A 17,495-nucleotide genomic window follows, 5' to 3' on the forward strand; every position below is an offset into this window, starting at 1 on the left:
ACCGCAAACCGACCAGAAATGGGCCTTACGGTGATTTCCTTCATTCTCGGCACCACCGCGGAACTGATCAAGATCGCGCCGGTCTACCACGGGATCGCCGAACGCGGCATGAGGCCGAAGATCTGGTTCACCGCGCAGCACGTGGACGAGGTCGCCGACGTGCTGTCGGACCTCAAGCTGCCCGAGCCCGACGTCTGGCTCGTGCCGGAGGACAAGGCCCACAACCTGGAGTCGCCGGCGCAGGTGCCGGGCTGGGCCGCGCAGGTGCTGCGCACCGCGTGGAGCCGCCGCGCCGAGCTGCGCGCCGCGCTGAACGAGGACGGGCGGCCGCCGCTCGTGCTGGTGCACGGCGACACGTTCACCACGCCGTACGGTTCGCTGATCGGCAAGCGCATCCTCAAGTCGCGGGTCGGGCACGTCGAGGCGGGCGCGCGGTCGGGCAGCATCCTGTCGCCGCTGCCGGAAGAGCTGAACCGCAAGATCGCGGCGAAGATCGTGGACATACACTTCGCGCCGAGCGCGCGTGAGGTGAACAACCTGCGCCACGCGCGCGGCGTCGTCGTCGACACCGAGGCCAACACCGCGATCGACGCGATGCGCCTGGCCATCAACCAACCGCTGGACGTGCCGAACCTGCCGGAGAAGTTCGGCCTGGCCACGCTGCACCGCTTCGAGCTCGTCTCGCGCGCGGACAAGTACCGCGAGGCGCTGGAGATCCTGCGCGAGCAGAGCCGCAAGATGCCGATCCTGTACATGGCGGGCGCGCCGGAGCGGGAGAAGATCCGCTCGCTGGGCCTGGACAACCTGTTCGACGACAAGTTCATCGCGCAGCCCAAGATGCGTTACCTGAAGTTCCTGCCGCTGGTGGCGCGCGCCGAGTACGTCGTAACCGACTCCGGAGGCCTCTCGGCCGAGTGCTATTACCTTGGCCTGCCCTGCGCGGTACACCGCGAGCGCACGGAAACCCCGCAGCACTTGGGCGAAACCGTGGTGCTGACGGAGATGCGCGGCGACAAGCTGCAGAACTTCCTGGACACGTACCAGAACCGCCGCGGTGAGTCCTGGATGGACAAGTACCACCCGTCCGACATCATCGTCGACACGCTGGCGCAGCTCGGCTACTGCTGAACCACAGCAACAGTTACTACAGAGCCCGCCGGCCGGACAACGCACGGCCGAGGGTCAGCTCGTCGGCGAACTCCAGGTCGCCGCCCATCGGCAGGCCCGAAGCCAGCCGCGTGACGGACAGGCCTGGGAAGTCGCGCAGCATGCGGACCAGGTACGTGGCCGTGGCCTCGCCCTCGGTGTTGGGGTCCGTGGCGATGATGATCTCGCTGATGTCCGCCGCACCGATGCGCTTGAGCAGCTCACGCATGCGCAGCTGTTCCGGCCCGATGCCCGACAACGGGTCGAGCGCCCCGCCCAGGACGTGGTAGCGGCCCTTGAACTCGCGCGTGCGCTCCACGGCCAGGACGTCTTTCGGCTCCTCGACCACGCAGATCACCGTGAGGTCGCGGCGCTCGTCCCGGCAGATGCGGCAGGTCTGCTGCTCGGAGACGTTGCCGCAGATCTCGCAGAACTGCACGCCTTCCTTGACCTTGCCGAGCACGTCCTGCAGCCGCCCGATGTCGGCGGGATCCGTTGCCAGGAGGTGGAAAGCGATGCGCTGGGCGCTCTTCGGCCCGACCCCGGGCAGCCGCCCGAGCTCGTCGATCAGGTCCTGGACCACACCCTCGTACAAGGGTCAGCCGCCGAACCCGAGGCTGCCGAGGTCCGGCATCCCGCCACCGCCGCCGAGGCCGCCGGCCAGGGGGCCGAGCTTCTGCTCGGTGAGCTTCTGCGCGTTGGCCGACGCGTCGCGCACCGCGGCGACCACGAGGTCGGCCAGGGTCTCGACGTCGTCCGGGTCGACCACCTTGGGGTCGATCACGAGGTTCTTGAGCTGGCTGTCGCCGGACACCGTCGCGGTGACCAGGCCGCCGCCCGCGGTGCCCGTGACCTCGGTGTTCGCGAGCTCCTCCTGCGCCTGCACGAGCTGCTGCTGCATCTGCTGCGCCTGCTGCATGATCTGCGACAGATCGAAGCCGCCGCCGCCGGGTTGCACCATGATCGCTCTCGATCCTTCCGCCACTGGGTGTTCCTCCCCAGCGTAGCCGCGTCGCCGCGCCGCCTGCCCAGGCGCCACGCGCACGCCTGTGGCACGGTGGTCGCCGTGCGCGTGAACCCTCTCCCGCTGGTGGCCGGCCTGGTGCTGCTCACGGCGTGTTCCGGTGGTGGCGGGACGCCGGCCGCGGCGCCCGCGGTCACCCCGGTAACCACCTCTTCACCGGCTGTCGTGTCGTCGTCTTCGGTGGCTTCACCGCCGCCAGTGCCGTCGACGTCCTCGTCTCCGGCCAAGCCCGCCGTGCCGGCGGTGACGGGCAAGGTCGTGGTGCTGGACCCCGGCCACAACGGCGGCAACGCGTCGCACCCGAAGGACATCAACCGCAGCGTCCCGGCCGGACGCGGCGAGATGAAGCCGTGCAACACGACCGGCACGGCCACCAACGCGGGGTACTCCGAGCACGCGTTCAACTTCGCGGTGGCGCAGGAAGTCGGGAACGCGTTGGCGGCCAAGGGGATCAAGGTCGTCTACACGCGCACGAACGACACCGGCGTGGGCCCGTGCGTCGACCGCCGGGCGGAAATCGGCAACTCCGCCGGTGCCGACGCGGTCGTCTCCATCCATGCCGACGGCTCTACCTCCGCGGGCGCGCACGGGTTCCACGTCGCGTACTCGTCGCCGCCACTGAACGCGGCCCAGGGCGCTCCGTCGACGCGGCTCGCCCACGCCCTGCGCGACGGGCTTCGCGCCGACGGCTTCACCATGTCCACCTACATCGGCGGTGCGGGACTGTCCGCCCGCTCCGACCTCGGCGGGCTGAACCTCTCGACCCGCCCGACGGTGCTCGTCGAGTGCGGCAACATGCGCAACTCCGCGGAGGCCACGCTGATGTCGTCGGCTGCCGGGCGCGCGAAGTACGCGGCCGCCATCGCCGAGGCGATCGAGGCCTACCTCGCCTGACGCGCCGGGGTCTGGCGTGTCTCCAAACCGTTGAATGAGGCGCGGCTCGCGGGGTGACTCGTACCGCTGTGTTGTCCGATGCGCAGTGGGAGCGAATCACAAGAAACGTAGGCGTGCGGCTGTCCACAACGAACCTGCAGGTCACGGGATCGGCCGGTCGCGCGGCGGGCTGACGACCAAGGTCCACCACGCGGCGGACGGCAAGGGCCTCTCGCTAGCCGCCGTGGTCACTGCCGGGCGGTGTCACGACGGCAAGCAGTTGCAGGCGGTTACGGCCGACATCTGGGTACCAGCATCGTTTGGCTTCGCAGCTCAGCCGCAGTCGTCAGTAGAGCTCGACTTCCCAGCTTTCAAATTCTGGTTCTAGTCGAGCGGGCGCGCACCCAGGTGATCGGAGATGAGCTTGCGGGCGATCTCGTCCGGGTCCTCGTCCGCGGGCGGCGGGGGCGGCGGCGGGACCGGGCTCGAGTCCTCCGAGTAGATGTCGTCGTCCTCGTCCGAGGGTTCGGGCGGGAGCGGGATGTCCGGCTCGGCGGTGGCGACCTTCGGGCGCGCCGGGGGTTCCGGGGCGCGCGAGGGCTCGGGCGCGGCCTGTTGCTGCTGCGGTGCGGGCGCCGCGGCGGCGGGGGCGGACGGAGCGGCTGATGGGCGCGTGAACGAACGCTCCGGCGAGGCCGGGGCCTGCTGGCGCTGAGGGGCGGCGGCGCGGGACGGCGCTGCGGCCGCGGCGGCGCCGTGGACGCAGCGGACCTGCCAGTCGCCACCGAGCACGTCGGACAGGGCACCCGCGATCTTGCGCGCGTTGTCCTGGTCGGACAAGCGCTTGGCGAGGGGCTCGGACTTGTGCGTGAGCGTGACGCTCGTGCCCTCGACGTCGACGACGGTCGCCTGCGTGAGCATCGCTTCGAGACTGCGGCCGCCGGCCAGCTTGCGCAGCGCGGCCAGCAGCTGCGGCCAGATGTTGCGGATCGCGGCGGCGTCGAAGCCACCTTCGGACGCGGCCGGTGCGGCGGGGGCTGACGGTTCGGGAGCCGGTTCCGCCGCAGCCGCGGGGGTGCCGCCCGGCGTCCGCGGGGTGCCCCAGCCGTCGTCGGACGGAGTCGGGGCCGCGGGTGCGGCGGCGGCCGCGGCGGGCTCTTCCGCCGGACGCACCGGAGCCGGAGCCGGCGCGGCAGGCCGGGACGGAGCAGCCGCAGGAGCCTGACCCCGAACAGGCGGCTCGGCAGCCGGAGCGGCGGCAGGCGCCGCGGAAGCCGGACGCTGCGAAGGGCGCTGGAACTGGGGCTCCGCCGCGGGAGCCGAACGCAGCTGCGGCTCGACACCCGCCTCACCACCACCGGCGACGACGACGGCACGGCGTTCGAGCCGCTCGATCCGTGCCAGCAAAGCATTTTCCGCCTCCGTGACCGAAGGCAGCAGCATCCGCGCGCACAGCAGTTCGAGCACGAGCCGCGGCGACGTCGCACCGCGCATCTCGAGAAGTCCATTGTGGACGATGTCGGCGTAGCGCGACAGCGTACCGAGACCGATGCGTTCGGACTGCGCGCTCATCCGCCCGAGCTCCTCGGCGGGCGCGGACACCAGACCGCGCTCACCGGCCTCGGGCACCGAGCGCATCAGCACGAGGTCGCGCAGGCGGTCGAGCAGGTCGGTGGCGAAGCGGCGCGGGTCGTGGCCGGCGTCGGCGAGCTTCTCGACCGTGCTGAAAACCGTGGCCGCGTCTTCGGCCGACAGCGCGTCGACCATGTCGTCGATCAGCGCGACGTCGGTGACACCGAGCAGCGACACCGCGCGCGGGTACGTGACGCCCTCGGGCCCCGCGCCGGCCAGCAGCTGGTCGAGCACCGACTGCGTGTCCCGCGCCGAGCCGCCGCCCGCGCGGATCACCAGCGGGTACACGGCGGGCTCGACCTGCGCGCCCTCGGCCGCGACGTTGCGCTCCAGCAACGCGCGCATCGAGCTCGGCGGGATCAGGCGGAACGGGTAGTGGTGCGTGCGTGAGCGGATGGTGGTGAGGACCTTCTCCGGCTCGGTCGTCGCGAAGATGAAGATCAGGTGCTCGGGCGGCTCTTCCACGATCTTCAGCAGGGCGTTGAAGCCCTGCGTGGTGACCATGTGCGCCTCGTCGATGATGAACACGCGGTAGCGCGATTCGGCGGGCGCGTAGAACGCCTTGTCCCGCAGCTCGCGGGCGTCGTCGACACCACCGTGGCTGGCGGCGTCGAGCTCCGTGACGTCGACGCTGCCCGGCCCCTCGGGCGCCAGCGCGCGGCACGAGTTGCACTTGCCGCACGGGTCCGGCGTCGGGCCTTCGACGCAGTTGAGCGACCGCGCCATGATCCGCGCACTCGACGTCTTGCCGCAGCCGCGCGGGCCGGAGAAGAGGTAGGCGTGGTTGATGCGGCCCGCCGCCAGAGCGGTCCGCAGCGGTTCGGTCACATGCTCCTGGCCGACGACCTCGGCGAAGGTCGCCGGACGGTACTTGCGGTACAGCGCGAGAGCCACTCCGCGAGAGTACCGGCACCGACCGACAACCTTCGCCGGGCCAGGTCAGCGCACCGAGGCGGCCGCCTTCGCCGCGTCCGCGACCAGCGCGTTCACCGCGGCAACGTGCGCGGCGGTCGTCGCGTCACGCTGCTGCGCGCGGGGCACCTCGTTCGCGAGGAAGGCTGCGAGCGCCGCGTCCGGGCCGTCGAGCGCACCCTGCGCGACGGCGTTGACCTCGTCGGCACCGGGCGCGGACATCGCGCGGCCGACGAAGATGCGGTCGTCGATCTGCTTGGCGGTGTACTGCCCCTTCTCGAGGAACGCCGTGATATCCGCGGGCGTGCCGTCGAGCGCCTGCTGCGCCCACTCCTTCGTGGCGGGGCCGCCGGCGGCCATGATCTGGTCCACGGCGAGGCGCTCGTCGTTCTCCTTGCCCGGGTACTGCTTGGTGCGCAGGAACTCCTTGACCTGAGCCCAGGTCCCGGCCAGCGCGTCGGCCGCCGCCTGCTTCAGCGCGGGCTTCCCGTCACCGTTGGCGATGGCCGTGACGGCCGCGCGGTCGTCAGTCTCCTGCGCGGTGTCGAGGCCGGTGCGGACGAACGCGGTCAGGTTCTCGTCCGTGCCGCTCAGCGCCGCGCGGGCCGCGGTGCGGACAGCAGCGCCGGCGTTGCGCAGTAGATACAGCGCGGCGGAGCGGCCGTCGGTGAGAGCGAGCACGGGGTCCGTGCCCGGCGCGACGGCCTCGGCGAGCTGCCGGTCTTTCTCGGCCGCGAGCTTCGCCGCGTCATCGGCCTTCGCCTCGGCGTCGGCCTCGGCCTTCGCGGCCTCGGCAGCCGCCTTCTGCCCGGCAGCCTGACCGGCGACGAGCTGCTTGTTCAGCCGGTCGGCGTTGGCCTTGCGCGCGTCGCTCGCGAGCTTCGCCGCCGAATCGGCCGCCGCCTGTGCCTGGGCCTTGAAGTGGAAGTCCGCGGCCTTGCGCGCGAGGTCGCGCTGGTGCGTCACGGCCGTGATCTCGGTGTCGCCGGCCGCGGCAACCCCGCTCCAAACGTTCAGGAAGTAACGGACGTCCTCGATCGTGCCGTTCAGCGCCTGCTGCCCGGCCGCGTGGACTTCGGGCCCGCCGGCGGACATGACCTGCGTGGCGCGCACCCGGTCGTCGTCGGCCTGGGCCTGGGCGAGGCCGGTCTGCAGGAACTCGTGCCGGTCGGCCGGGGTACCGTCGAGCGCGATCTGCGCCGCCCGCTTCACGCCGGGGCCACCCGCGGACATGGCCTGGTTGACCAGCAGGTCCTCGTCGATCTCACGCGAAACCTGCAGACCGGTGGCCAGGAACGCGCGGATGTCGTCGGGTGTGCCGTCGAGTGCCTTCTGCGCGTCCCGCTTCACGATCGGCCCGCCCGCGGCCATCGCCTGGTCGACGAGCAGCCGCTCATCGTTGTCCTGCGCGTTCTGCCGGCCCGTGGCCAGGAACGCGTGAAGCTCGTCGGCGGTGCCGAGCAGGGCCTTGCGGGCCTCGCTCGTCATCGTCGGGCCGCCGGTCTCGTACAGCGCTACAGCCTGCGCACGGTCACTGAGTACGTCGGCGCTCGCCGGCGTGGCGACCCCCAGCCCGAGCGCCAGCACAGCCCCGGCGACGAGCAGTCTTGTCCCGTTCAACGGCTTCCCCCACATCGGTAAAGGATCTTCCGACCCCTTATCGGCGTGGACGCGAAGGCGTTTCAGGTCTGCCCGAAACTGCCACAAGTACGCTCGGACAGACTCGTCCGAAGAGAGGAACGCCGTGAGCCGTTCTGCCCGCAGCCGCGACAAGGGCGGGCCGCGGCCGGGGAAGTACCCGGTGCGGTTCGGCACGGCCGAGCTGCTCGCCGACGCGGATCGGCCCCACGCGTGGCTCATCTCGGTCGACGGCGTCGCGCAGTCCTACGTCGACCTCGACGACCCGACGAATCTGGAGTTCGACTACGTCCGGCGGCTCGGCGACGTCGTCGACTGCCTGCCCGAAGGGCCGCTCGACGCGCTGCACGTGGGCGGCGCCGGCTGCACCCTCGCCCGCTACATCGCGGCGACGCGGACGGGGTCGCGGCAGCTGGTGTTCGACGCGGACGGACCGTTGATCGAGCTGGTGCGCGAACAGCTCGACCTGCGCAGCGTGCCGCGGTTGAAGGTGCGGATCGAGGGCGGGCGCGAGGGCGTGGCGTCCCGGCACGACGCGTCGGCGGACCTCGTGGTGGTGGACGCGTTCGAGCGGGCGTCGTTCGCGGGCGGCCTGGCGACGGTGGAGTTCGTGACCGACGTGGCGCGCGTGCTGCGCGACGGCGGCGCGATGCTCGCGAACATCACCGACGGGCCCGGGCTCGCGTTCGCACGGCGGTTCCTGGCGACGGTCGGTGAGGTGTTCTCCCACGTCGTGCTGCTGGCCGAGCCCGGGGTGCTGCGCGGGCGGCGCTTCGGCAACGTCGTGGTGGCGGCTTCGCGCGCCGAACTGGCGGTGGACGTCCTGACGCGCAAGGCGGCTTCTTCGGCATACCCGGCGCGCTGCGTTTCCGGCGATGAGCTGCGGAAGCTGCGGGGGAAGGCGCTGCCGGTGCGGGACGCCGAGCCGGTCGCCTCGCCGGTGCCGCCGGAGGACGTGCTCGGGCTGTTCTGAAGGCCCTGAAAACCTGACCCAGAAAATAAAGGGGACCCCGCGCACCCGTCAGAGCCTGCTTATCCTTGCTGCCTTCCGGCCCTGGGGAGGTTCACAGGGTGGACGCCGCGCGGGGTCCGTTGTCCAGTGTAGCGGAGACGAACCGGCGCCTAGCTGCCGACCACTTGTTTGAGCTCCTCGATGAGCGCCGGGGTCAGGACCTCGGTGGCGCGGTTGGCGAACATCGCCATCTCGTACGCGATCGTGCCCAGGCTGGCCTGTTTGTTGGCCAGCACCCCGAGCGAACAGCCGACGCTGATGGTGCAGACCAGCAGGTAACCGCGCTCGAGCTCGACGATCACCTTGTCCGGAGAGCCCAGCGGGTGGCTGTCGGCGACGCCCTGGGCGAGGCCGAGCATGGCGGACGAGATGGCGGCGAGACGATCGGCGTTGGCGCGTTCGAGTTCCTGGGACAGGGCGATGAGCAGGCCGTCGGACGACACCGCGAGGGCGGCGATCGCGCCCGCGGTGTGGAGTGCGAAGCGGTTGACCAGCCAGTTGAAGTTCTGGGCTTCGGCGCTGACGTCCGGGATCGTCATGTCTCTCCTCCTGCGTTGGCGGTGGCGATGGCTCGCGACGCGTCTGCCTTGGCCACGCCGTCGGAGTACGAATCGAAGACTGCCCGTTCCGCGGCCGGGTCACGCAGACCGCGTCGGATGGCGCGAAGCGGGGTGCGGATGGTCTGCTGCGCCTTGAGGCCGGGGGCCAGCTGAGCGCCGGGGACGCGGCGGGTCAGCTCCTGGTCCAGCGGCGCGAACTGCTGCGTGGTGAGGCCGTGCACGGCGGACTTCGTGCGTTCCAGTTTCGCCGCCAGCTCCTTCGCGCGGGCGACGGCGGTTTCCACCGTCTGCTGCGCCGGTACGGGCGGGTCGGCGGACAACGAGGTGGCGAGGTCGTCGCCGTCGAGGGTGAAATCGGGCGCGGGCGGCTGGTCGGGTTCGGTGTCGGGCCACTCGGGCTCGGGTTCCGGGTCGCGGAACCAGGTGAAGCCGAGCGACGCCGTCTCCAGGACCGCGATCGCGGGCGCCGGCAGCGGTTCGGGCGCACGACCCGCGTCGAACAGCCCCGCGGCTTCGGCCGCCGGCGCAGATTCCACCGGCTTGTCCTCGACCGGCGCGTCCATGCGGTCGAACTGCCCGGCGGGCACCGTGACGCGCGCGGTGACCCCACCCGTGTCGGGCGTCGAGGTGAGTTCGACCCCCAGGGAATGGCGCCGCGCGAGCCGGCCGGCGACGAACAGGCCGAGCACGCTCGTCGGCGCGAGCTCGAGGCGTTCGCGCTCCAGCAGGCGCCGGTTCTCCTGCGCCAGCGTTTCCGCGGCCATGCCGATGCCGTGGTCGACGATCGCCACGACGAGGTCGCCGGACTCCAGGAACTCCGTCTCGACTTCGACGCTCGTGGTCGGCGCGGAGAACGAAGTCGCGTTCTCCAGCAGCTCCGCGAAAAGCCGGACGAGGTCGGCGCCGAGCGAAGACGTGAGCTGCACGTCGGGCAGCTCGCCCAGCCGCACGCGGGGGAAGTCCTCGATCTCCGCCAGCGCCGCGCGCACGGCCGTGGACAGCTGGATCGGGCCGGCGATCGGGTTCTCGTCGTGGGTGCCGGAGATGACGAGCAGGTTGTCGGCCGTGCGGCGCAGGCGCGCGGACAGGTGGTCGAGCCGGAACAGCCCCGCGAGGGCGCGCGAATCCTGCTCGTGGCGTTCGAGCTCGTCGACGAGCGCGAGCTGGCGGCCGACGAGGTTCTGTGTGCGCTTCGCGACGTTCGCGAACATCAGGCTCGTGTTGCGCCGCGTCAGCGTCTGGCGCTCGACCAGCGCGGCGGCGGTGGTCTGGACCCGGTTGAACGCGGTGGCGAGCTCGCCGAGCTCGTCGTCGGAAGCGACGTCGATGGTCGCCAGGCGGGGTGCCTGGTCGTCGTCGGCCTCGGTGTCGCCGACGCGCACGAGCTCGGCGTCGGCCAGGTCGGCGACGGAGGTGGCAGCCGAGGTGAGGCGGCGCAGCGGGTCGGCGATCGAGCGGCTCACGGCCAGCGCGAGGAACGCGACGAGTCCGAAGAGGACGGCCGCGCCGCCGCCGACCAGCCAGGCCAGCCGGGTCGCGGCGGCCGCGCGGTCACCCGCCGCGGCGTTGATCTCGGCCGTCACGCGGTCCTGCGCGGTGTGGCGTTCGGCGGCCTGCTGCTGGCCGGCCGCCACGACGTCGTGCACGTAGGGCTCGGCCTGATCGTCCGGTTCGGGCAGCTGCGCGGCGAGCTGGTCGACGCGGTGGGCGGCCTCGCCGGAGTCGACGTCGGCCAGGAGTGCGGCCTGGTCGTGGCCGGCCAGCTGTGTGAAGCGGTCGGCGTGCACCTGGGCACGCTGGGTCGCTTCGTCCAGGAGGGACTGTCCAGCCGACCGTGACTGTGCCGCTATGACCAGAGCGGTGACGCGCAGCGACTCTTCTTCGTCGGCACGCAGGAGCGCTTCCAGCGCGGAGAGCTGACGGGCGCCCTCGGCGTCGGCGGCCGTGCGCGGCACGAGCTGCAGCGCGTCGATCAGGGCGCTCACCACGGTGTCGTACGTGCGGGCGATGCGTTCGGCGGAAATGCTGCGGTGCAAGGTGTTCTGCCGCTCGTCGCCCAGGGAGCCGACGCGTGTGAGCGCCGTCTTCAGCTCGACCGGTGCGTTGGCACCGAGCGCGGTGCGGACCTGGCCGACAGTCGCGTCGACGGTCTGCTGCTGGCGCACGAGATCGGTGTCGGCCGTCGAGGGCGACGCCACGAAGGCGGCGGCGAGCACGCCCTCGCGCTGCACCTGCCAGACGAGCCCGCTGAGCTCCTGGGTGTTCCACGCGGCCCGCACGGTGTCGTCGGCCGAGGCGACGCTGCCGGTCTGCTTGACCACGAACGGCACGGAGACCAGCAGCACGGCGGCCAGCGGCGGCAGGAGCAACAGGTTGAGCTTGCCGCGGATGCCGAGTCTCGACAGCGCCCGCGCACCGGCCCACCGGGGCCGGGTCCTGCCGTGGCGCATCAGCGTCACCTTCCCGTTCCTCCGCTCACGGCACCGCGGGCGGACTTCTGTACACAAAGGAGCAAGACCGAACGGATGACACCGCGAAGGAGGACCATGCATGGAACCCGACACGCACAGTGAGACCCGTACCGTAACGGACAAGGGTGGCCGGCCCCTGGCTCTTCCGCGCGAGAGCTTAGCGACTGGCACAAGATCCCGACAACGCTTCAAGACCGCGTGTCCCAAGACGAAGATGGACGGTATGAGCACACCACCGCGTACACCGACGCCCGCCGACGTGGCCGCAGCCGCGAATCGCATCCGGCCACACGTTCGGAGGACGCCTCAGCTACGGACCGAAATCGACGGTCGGCCCGTGTTGCTCAAGCTGGAGCACCTTCAGCGCAGTGGTTCGTTCAAGCTGCGTGGCGCCGTCAACGCGCTGCTCGCAGGACCGGCCCCGCGCCGCGTCGTCACGGCTTCGGGCGGCAACCACGGCCTCGGCGTCGCGACGGCCGCGCAGGCGCTGGGCCTGCCCGCGGTCGTGTACGTGCCGGAGTCCGTCCCGGCCGCGAAGGCCGCGGGGATCGAGGCCGCGGGCGCGAAGCTGATCCGCCACGGCGCGACGTACGCGGAGGCGGCGGCCGCGGCGCTGGCTGTCGGCGACGAACCCGGCACGCGCTACCTGTCGGCCTACGACGACCCCGACGTGGTCGCCGGCCAGGGCACGGTCACGGCCGAGATCGTCGCGGACGACCCGGACGTCGACGCAGTGGTGGTCGCGGTCGGCGGTGGCGGACTCGCCGCGGGCACGGCGCTGGCGGCGAACCGTCGGCAGGTGTTCGCCGTCGAGCCGGAGCGCTGCCAGGCGCTGCACGCCGCGCTCGAGGCTGGTGAGCCGGTGGACGTCACGCTCGACTCCGTGGCCGCCTCGGCGCTCGGTGCGACCCGCGTGGGCGAAGTGCCCTTCCGGATCCTGAACGCCCCGAACGTCACCTCCGTGCTGGTCAGCGACGCCGAACTGCTCGCCGCGCGCGACCGGCTCTGGGCCGAGTTCCGCCTGGCCGTGGAGCCGGCCGCGGCGGTCCCGCTCGCGGCGTGGCTCGCCGGTCGCGTGCCCGCCGCGCGGCCCTGCTTCGTCCTCTGTGGAGCGAACACGAGCGTTACTTTCGCGTGAGGTCGTAGACGGTCGCGCCGCCGACGGTCGTGGCGGGGAAGTTCTGCTCGACCCACGTGGTGATCTGCCCGGCCGTGCCGCGGTTGCCGCCGAAGCCACCGAAGCCACCGCGGCCGCCGCCACTGCCGCCCACGAAGTAGTGCACCTCGCCGGCGCCGACGTACTGCTGGAACTGCGCGAGCGTCGGCGCCGGGTCGCTGCCGCTGAAGCCGCCGATGGCCATCACGGGCTTGCCGCTGCTCAGCGCGAGCCCGGCCGACTGCATGGCGCCGGTCTGGGCGGCGGCCCACTTCGTGGTGGTCGTCTGGAGGAGCCGATCGAGTTCCACTGTGGACGTCGTCGCCCCACCGAAGCCGCCTCGGAACCCGCCGCCGCGCTGGCTCGCCGGCCCGGACGACGGCTGACCGCCGGTGTGCGCGGTCGCCGCCGTCACGACGGTGAACGACGCCGTGCCGAGCAGTGCCGCCACGAGCCCGAGCACGGCGACCACCGGGGCGGCGCGCCGGAACGAGTCGGCGCCGAAGAGCACGGCCGCCGTGCCGAGCGCGGCCAGCACGAGCAGGGTGTAGCGCAGCCACGGCTGCCAGTCGGGCGTTCGTGAGAGCAGGATGAACGCCCACACGGCCGTGGTCGCGAGCATCAACGCCAGCACCGCGCGCGGGGCGAAGTGCGCACGGCCGTGCCACAACTCGCGGGCCGCGATGCCGATCGTCGCGGCGATGCCGGGCGCGAGCGCCACCGTGTAGTACGGGTGGATGATCCCGCTCATGTAGCTGAACACCACGACGGAGACGACCATCCAGCCGCCCCACAGCAGCAGCGCGGCGCGCGTACGGTCGGTGCGCGGGGCGCGGCGGGTGAACCACAGTCCGGCGACGAGCCCGATCAACGCGGCGGGCAGCAGCCACGACGCCTCGCCGCCGAACTGCTCGGTGAACAACCGCGTCAGGCCCGTGCCTCCGCCGAAGCCGCGGAAGCCGCCACCGCCGCCGGCACGGTTCGGCAGGTCCAAGCCGGCGGGCAGCTCGGGCCGGGTGCCACCACCGGCCCCGCCGCGGCCCTGGCCGAAGATCCGGCCCAGGCCGTTGTAGCCGAAGGCCAGCTCCAGCACGCTGTTGTTCGTCGAACCGCTGATGTACGGCCGGTCGGCGGCGGGCCACAGCGCGACGGCCAACACCCACCACCCCGCCGACACGAGCACCGCACCGGCCGCGGCGAGCAGCTGCCACACCCGCCGGCCGAGCGACGTCGGCGCCGCCACCGCGTACGCGAGCACGAACGCCGGCAGCACCAGGAACGCCTGCAGCATCTTATCGAGGAACCCGAACCCGATCGCGACGCCGGCGAGCAGCAGCCACTTCGTGCTCGCCCGTTCCAGCGCGCGCACCACGCAGTAACCGCCGGCGACCAGGAGCAGCACGAGGAACGCGTCGGGGTTGTCGAAGCGGAACATCAGGGCGGCGACCGGCGTCAACGCGAGCGCGGAGCCCGCGAGCAACCCGGCGCCCGGGCCGGACAGCCGGCGTACCGCGAGGTAGAGCAGGCCGACGGACGCGACGCCCGCCAGCGCGTCGGGCACCAGCATGCTCCAGCTGGAGAAGCCGAAGATCCGGCCGGAAAGCCCCATGACCCACAGCGAGAACGGCGGTTTGTCGACGGTGACCACATTGCCCGGATCGAGCGAGCCGAAGAACCACGCCTTCCAGCTCTCGGTGCCGGCCTGCACGGCCATGGCGTAGAAGTCGTTGCCCCAGCCCGAAATCGCGACATCGGTGACATACAGCGCAGCGGTCGCGACCAGGAGCACCGCGACCGCCGGCCGCACCCATCTGGGCCGCCGAACGGGCGGTGCCACGTCCGTCGGGTCCACTGTGGTCGGTCCGGGCGCGGTGAGGGCACTCGTCATGCGGCCATGCTCACGACGGGGTTTGTGGCTCGCATGTGCGCTTGCTGTGCACGTCCTGTGAGAAATTCACGACCGGGTGATAGCAGGGTCACGAAACTCTGGGAACATTGCGACAAACTCTGTTCGTCCGGGCTCACTGAACACCGAGACGCGACCGCTGTGCGCGGCCACGACGGCGGCGACGATGGCCAAGCCGAGCCCCGTGCTGCCGGCCGCGCGGGAGCGTGAGTTGTCGCCGCGGGCGAAGCGTTCGAACACGTCCGGCAGGATTTCCGGCGGGATGCCGGGGCCGTCGTCGATCACCGAGAGCCGCACCCAGCCATCCTTTGTGGACAGACCCGTGGTCACGGTGGTGCCGGGCGGGGTGTGGGTGCGGGCGTTGCCCAGGAGGTTGAGCACGACCTGGTGCAGCTGGCCGGCGTCGCCGTGCACGCTGATGGGCTCGCCGGGGGCCTCGAGCCGCCACTTGTGGCCGGGGCCGGCCACGTGGGAGTCGGCGACGGCGTCGGCCACCAGGCGCGAGAGGTCCACCGGCTCGGGCACGACGGGTCGGCCGGAGTCGAGCCGGGCGAGCAGCAGCAGGTCCTCCACCAGCGTCGTCATGCGCGCCGACTCGGACTCGACGCGGTTCATGGCGAACGCGACGTCGGGCGGCACCTGCTCCTTGCTGCGGCGCGTGAGCTCCGCGTAGCCGCGGATGGCGGCCAGCGGCGTGCGCAGCTCGTGGCTCGCGTCGGCGACGAACTGGCGCACGCGGCTTTCGCTGGCCTGGCGGGCTTTGAGCGCGTTGGCGATGTGGCCGAGCATGCGGTTGAGCGCGAAGCCGACCTTGCCGACCTCGGTGCGCGGGTCGGTGTCCACTTCGGGCACCCGCTCCGACAGCGCCACCTCGCCGCGGTCGAGCTGCAGCTCTGACACGCGCGACGCGGTGGCGGCCAGCCGGTCGAGCGGCGCCATGGTGCGCCGGATCGTGACGGCGCCCGCGACGCCGGCCACGATGATCCCGCCGAGCGCGACGCCGCCGAAGATGAACCCCAAGCGCCACAACGTGTCCGTGACGTCCGAGAGCGGCAGGCCGACCACCGAGAAGTCACCCGACGGCGAGAACGACGCGATCACCCGGTACTCGCCGAGGTCGCCGCCGAGGTCGATCGTGCGGCGGTGGCCGTCGGGCGGCAGGCCGAGCAGCATCTTCTGCTGGGCGGTGGAGACCGACTGCAGCGGCGGCTTGACCTTCGACGGAGTGGCGGAGCCGAAGTTGAGCACGGCCGCGCGCACCGCGCCGTTGTGGACCTGGACGGCGAGCGTGCCGTCGCCCTGGCCGAGCACGCGCAACGGGTCGGGTGGCGGTTTGTCGCCGTAGATCCACGGTGGACGATCGCCGCTGCGGAAGCCGCGGTCGGTCGCCGCGGCGAGGCGTTTGTCCAGCTGGCCGACCAGGAAGTCCTGCAGCGCGAACTCCGTGACCACGCCGACCACCAGACAGACGAGCGCCAGCAGCGCCGCCAGCTGCACGATCAGCCGGCGCCGCAGCGACCACGGCCGGCGCGCGCGGCCCGGGGGCGCGTCAGCCGGCGGGCTTGAGGACATACCCCGCGCCGCGCATCGTGTGGATCATGGGCTCGCGGTCGGCGTCGATCTTCTTGCGCAGGTAGGAGATGTAGAGCTCGACGATATTGGCTTGGCCGCCGAAGTCGTAGCTCCACACGCGGTCGAGGATCTGCGCCTTGCTCAGCACGCGCTTGGGGTTGCGCATGAGGTAGCGCAGCAGCTCGAACTCCGTGGCGGTGAGCGGCACGAGGTCGCCGCCGCGGTGGACCTCGCGGCTGTCCTCGTCGAGTGTCAGGTCGCCGACCACGAGCTGTGAGCCGCTGGCGCCGGTGACCCCGTTGGCGCGTCTGAGGAGGGCGCGCAGCCGGAGCGCGACCTCTTCGAGGCTGAAGGGTTTGGTGACGTAGTCGTCGCCGCCCGCGGTGAGGCCGGCGATGCGGTCTTCGACGGCGTCCTTGGCGGTGAGGAACAGCACCGGCAGGAACGGCGCCTCGGCGCGCATGCGGCGCAGCACCTCAAGGCCGTCGAAGTCGGGCAGCATCACGTCGAGCACCACGGCGTCGGGCCGGAAGTCGCGCGCCACGCGGACGGCCTCCGTGCCGTCGCCCGCGCTGCGCACCTCCCAGCCCTCCATGCGCAGCGCCATGGCGACGAGCTCGGCCAGGGTCGACTCGTCGTCCACCACCAGCACGCGCACCGGGCTGCCGTCGGCGCGGCGCAGCTCGTCCTTGCCCCGGCCGGGCGACGTCGCGTTCATACTGCTCATGGTGCCATCCTCGGGCCCGGTGTTCAGGCCGAGCTGTGCGGTGACTGTGCATTTCCTGTGCGCGTGTTCAGCCATTCGTGGCCCTCTTGCACAGCCTCAACCCACTCCGGACACAGCTCCCGCACAGCGGCGGCCGCGACTCTCGGTCGGACAGTCAAGACGCGGAGGAAAACACCATGACGACCGATCCAGCACAGGGCGCCACCTGGGGCGCACCTGGCGGCGAGCCACCCGCGGCCCCGAAGAAGTCGTGGTCGGGCCGCAAAACGGCGATCGCCGCGGGCGTCGCGGTGGTCATCGCCGTGGGCGGCGGCCTCGCGATCTGGGCGGGCACGAGCTCCAATGACGCTTCCGCACAGCAGGGCCCCGGCGGCTTCGGCGGCCCCGGTGGTCAGGGCGGCCCTGGCGGTTTCGCCGGCCGCGGCCCCGGCGGCCCGGGCGGCTTCGGCGGCTTCGGGGGCGCCGCCGCCCTGCGCGACGCCCTCCACGGCGACTTCGTCGTCACCGACCCCGCCGGCGGCTACACCACCGAACGCCTCCAGACCGGCGCCATCACCGAGATCAGCGCGACGTCCGTCACCCTGACCAGCAAGGACGGCTACAAGCAGACCTACGTCCTCGACTCGTCCACCCAGAAGTCCGCCACGACCCCCAAGACCGGCGACAACGTCACCGTCATCGCCAAGGTCAACGGCACCACGGCCACCGCCACCTCCCTGGAATCCGCCACCGCCGCCACCCAACGCGGCGGCCAACCGGGCGGCACCGGACAGCCAGGCCAGGGCCGCCGCCGCTACGGCAACTGACCCGGCTCCCCCTCGACTTCGGCGCCGGCGTCACCTCCCGACCGCCATCGGGCTCCGGCA

14 protein-coding genes, 1 other RNA gene and 1 pseudogene are annotated in these 17,495 nt (G+C 71.9%); 6 read left to right on the top strand and 10 right to left on the bottom strand.

The genetic code is table 11. The features are described from left to right. The first annotated feature begins 18 nt into the window (after window positions 1-18). The gene (locus tag ABZU76_RS44025) at window positions 19-1,128 is read left to right on the top strand and encodes a UDP-N-acetylglucosamine 2-epimerase (protein ID WP_354882058.1); all 1,110 of its coding nucleotides are present in this window, start codon (window positions 19-21) and stop codon (window positions 1,126-1,128) included. Between the two features lie 16 nt (window positions 1,129-1,144). Here ABZU76_RS44025 and recR read toward each other — a convergent pair whose 3' ends face one another. Next, entirely contained in the window at window positions 1,145-1,741 is a 597-nt protein-coding gene (gene recR / locus ABZU76_RS44030) for a recombination mediator RecR (protein ID WP_220244932.1), read from the bottom strand. A 3-nt stretch (window positions 1,742-1,744) separates the two neighbouring features. Next, complete coding sequence (locus ABZU76_RS44035; RefSeq protein ID WP_220244933.1) at window positions 1,745-2,107, bottom strand: YbaB/EbfC family nucleoid-associated protein; 363 nt, start codon at window positions 2,105-2,107, stop codon at window positions 1,745-1,747. Window positions 2,108-2,203: 96 nt separating this feature from the next. Here ABZU76_RS44035 and ABZU76_RS44040 point away from each other — a divergent pair, with 96 nt between their 5' ends. Both ABZU76_RS44040 and ABZU76_RS44045 read left to right on the top strand, forming a co-directional pair. Then, the gene (locus tag ABZU76_RS44040; protein WP_354882097.1) at window positions 2,204-3,064 is read left to right on the top strand and encodes an N-acetylmuramoyl-L-alanine amidase; all 861 of its coding nucleotides are present in this window, start codon (window positions 2,204-2,206) and stop codon (window positions 3,062-3,064) included. A gap of 148 nt (window positions 3,065-3,212) precedes the next feature. Further along, window positions 3,213-3,305, top strand: a pseudogene (locus ABZU76_RS44045) (IS5/IS1182 family transposase); the annotation flags it as partial. A gap of 122 nt (window positions 3,306-3,427) precedes the next feature. Here the strand turns inward: ABZU76_RS44045 and ABZU76_RS44050 are convergent. After that, window positions 3,428-5,569, bottom strand: coding sequence for a DNA polymerase III subunit gamma and tau (locus ABZU76_RS44050; RefSeq protein ID WP_354882063.1), 2,142 nt, complete (start codon window positions 5,567-5,569; stop codon window positions 3,428-3,430). A gap of 45 nt (window positions 5,570-5,614) precedes the next feature. Beyond that, complete coding sequence (locus ABZU76_RS44055; protein WP_354882066.1) at window positions 5,615-7,207, bottom strand: ALF repeat-containing protein; 1,593 nt, start codon at window positions 7,205-7,207, stop codon at window positions 5,615-5,617. Window positions 7,208-7,331: 124 nt separating this feature from the next. Between ABZU76_RS44055 and ABZU76_RS44060 the strand changes: the two genes are divergently transcribed. Beyond that, window positions 7,332-8,198, top strand: a complete 867-nt coding sequence (locus tag ABZU76_RS44060) for a fused MFS/spermidine synthase (protein WP_354882069.1) — start codon at window positions 7,332-7,334, stop codon at window positions 8,196-8,198. Window positions 8,199-8,224: 26 nt separating this feature from the next. On the opposite strand, the gene ffs is transcribed toward ABZU76_RS44060, so the two are convergent. The 3 genes from ffs to ABZU76_RS44075 form a co-directional block, all read right to left on the bottom strand. Further along, window positions 8,225-8,319: signal recognition particle sRNA small type (ffs, locus tag ABZU76_RS44065), an RNA gene on the bottom strand. A gap of 28 nt (window positions 8,320-8,347) precedes the next feature. Continuing rightward, window positions 8,348-8,776, bottom strand: coding sequence for a roadblock/LC7 domain-containing protein (locus tag ABZU76_RS44070; protein WP_354882072.1), 429 nt, complete (start codon window positions 8,774-8,776; stop codon window positions 8,348-8,350). Then, entirely contained in the window at window positions 8,773-11,247 is a 2,475-nt protein-coding gene (locus tag ABZU76_RS44075) for a nitrate- and nitrite sensing domain-containing protein (RefSeq protein ID WP_354882075.1), read from the bottom strand. Before ABZU76_RS44075 ends, ABZU76_RS44070 begins: the two co-directional genes overlap by 4 nt. 235 nt (window positions 11,248-11,482) lie before the next feature. Between ABZU76_RS44075 and ABZU76_RS44080 the strand changes: the two genes are divergently transcribed. After that, window positions 11,483-12,406, top strand: coding sequence for a serine/threonine dehydratase (locus ABZU76_RS44080; protein ID WP_354882078.1), 924 nt, complete (start codon window positions 11,483-11,485; stop codon window positions 12,404-12,406). Here the strand turns inward: ABZU76_RS44080 and ABZU76_RS44085 are convergent. From ABZU76_RS44085 to ABZU76_RS44095, 3 genes are all read right to left on the bottom strand, one after another. Further along, window positions 12,393-14,312 (bottom strand): glycosyltransferase family 39 protein, encoded by a 1,920-nt coding sequence (locus ABZU76_RS44085; RefSeq protein ID WP_354882081.1) that lies wholly within the window; start codon window positions 14,310-14,312, stop codon window positions 12,393-12,395. The genes ABZU76_RS44080 and ABZU76_RS44085 overlap by 14 nt on opposite strands. Before the next feature lie 66 nt (window positions 14,313-14,378). Next, complete coding sequence (locus ABZU76_RS44090) at window positions 14,379-15,902, bottom strand: HAMP domain-containing sensor histidine kinase (protein WP_354882084.1); 1,524 nt, start codon at window positions 15,900-15,902, stop codon at window positions 14,379-14,381. Next, window positions 15,880-16,629, bottom strand: a complete 750-nt coding sequence (locus tag ABZU76_RS44095) for a response regulator transcription factor (RefSeq protein WP_285971785.1) — start codon at window positions 16,627-16,629, stop codon at window positions 15,880-15,882. The genes ABZU76_RS44090 and ABZU76_RS44095 overlap by 23 nt, the downstream gene beginning before the upstream one ends. 176 nt (window positions 16,630-16,805) lie before the next feature. On the opposite strand from ABZU76_RS44095, the gene ABZU76_RS44100 reads away from it, so the two are divergent. Then, window positions 16,806-17,435 (top strand): hypothetical protein, encoded by a 630-nt coding sequence (locus tag ABZU76_RS44100; protein WP_220244942.1) that lies wholly within the window; start codon window positions 16,806-16,808, stop codon window positions 17,433-17,435. Window positions 17,436-17,495 lie beyond the last annotated feature (60 nt).

The organism is Amycolatopsis sp. NPDC005232, assembly GCF_040607795.1.
In the GTDB taxonomy this organism is placed as follows: Bacteria; Actinomycetota; Actinomycetes; order Mycobacteriales; family Pseudonocardiaceae; genus Amycolatopsis.

Excerpts from the sequence above, each read along its gene's own strand:
- ABZU76_RS44025 (WP_354882058.1), top strand. The coding sequence starts at position 19 with ATGGGCCTTACGGTGATTTCCTTCATTCTCGGCACCACCGCGGAACTG.
- ABZU76_RS44035 (WP_220244933.1), bottom strand. The coding sequence starts at position 2,107 with ATGGTGCAACCCGGCGGCGGCGGCTTCGATCTGTCGCAGATCATGCAG.
- ABZU76_RS44070 (WP_354882072.1), bottom strand. The coding sequence starts at position 8,776 with ATGACGATCCCGGACGTCAGCGCCGAAGCCCAGAACTTCAACTGGCTG.
- ABZU76_RS44075 (WP_354882075.1), bottom strand. The coding sequence starts at position 11,247 with ATGCGCCACGGCAGGACCCGGCCCCGGTGGGCCGGTGCGCGGGCGCTG.
- ABZU76_RS44080 (WP_354882078.1), top strand. The coding sequence starts at position 11,483 with ATGGACGGTATGAGCACACCACCGCGTACACCGACGCCCGCCGACGTG.
- ABZU76_RS44085 (WP_354882081.1), bottom strand. The coding sequence starts at position 14,312 with ATGACGAGTGCCCTCACCGCGCCCGGACCGACCACAGTGGACCCGACG.
- ABZU76_RS44090 (WP_354882084.1), bottom strand. The coding sequence starts at position 15,902 with ATGTCCTCAAGCCCGCCGGCTGACGCGCCCCCGGGCCGCGCGCGCCGG.
- ABZU76_RS44095 (WP_285971785.1), bottom strand. The coding sequence starts at position 16,629 with ATGAGCAGTATGAACGCGACGTCGCCCGGCCGGGGCAAGGACGAGCTG.
- ABZU76_RS44100 (WP_220244942.1), top strand. The coding sequence starts at position 16,806 with ATGACGACCGATCCAGCACAGGGCGCCACCTGGGGCGCACCTGGCGGC.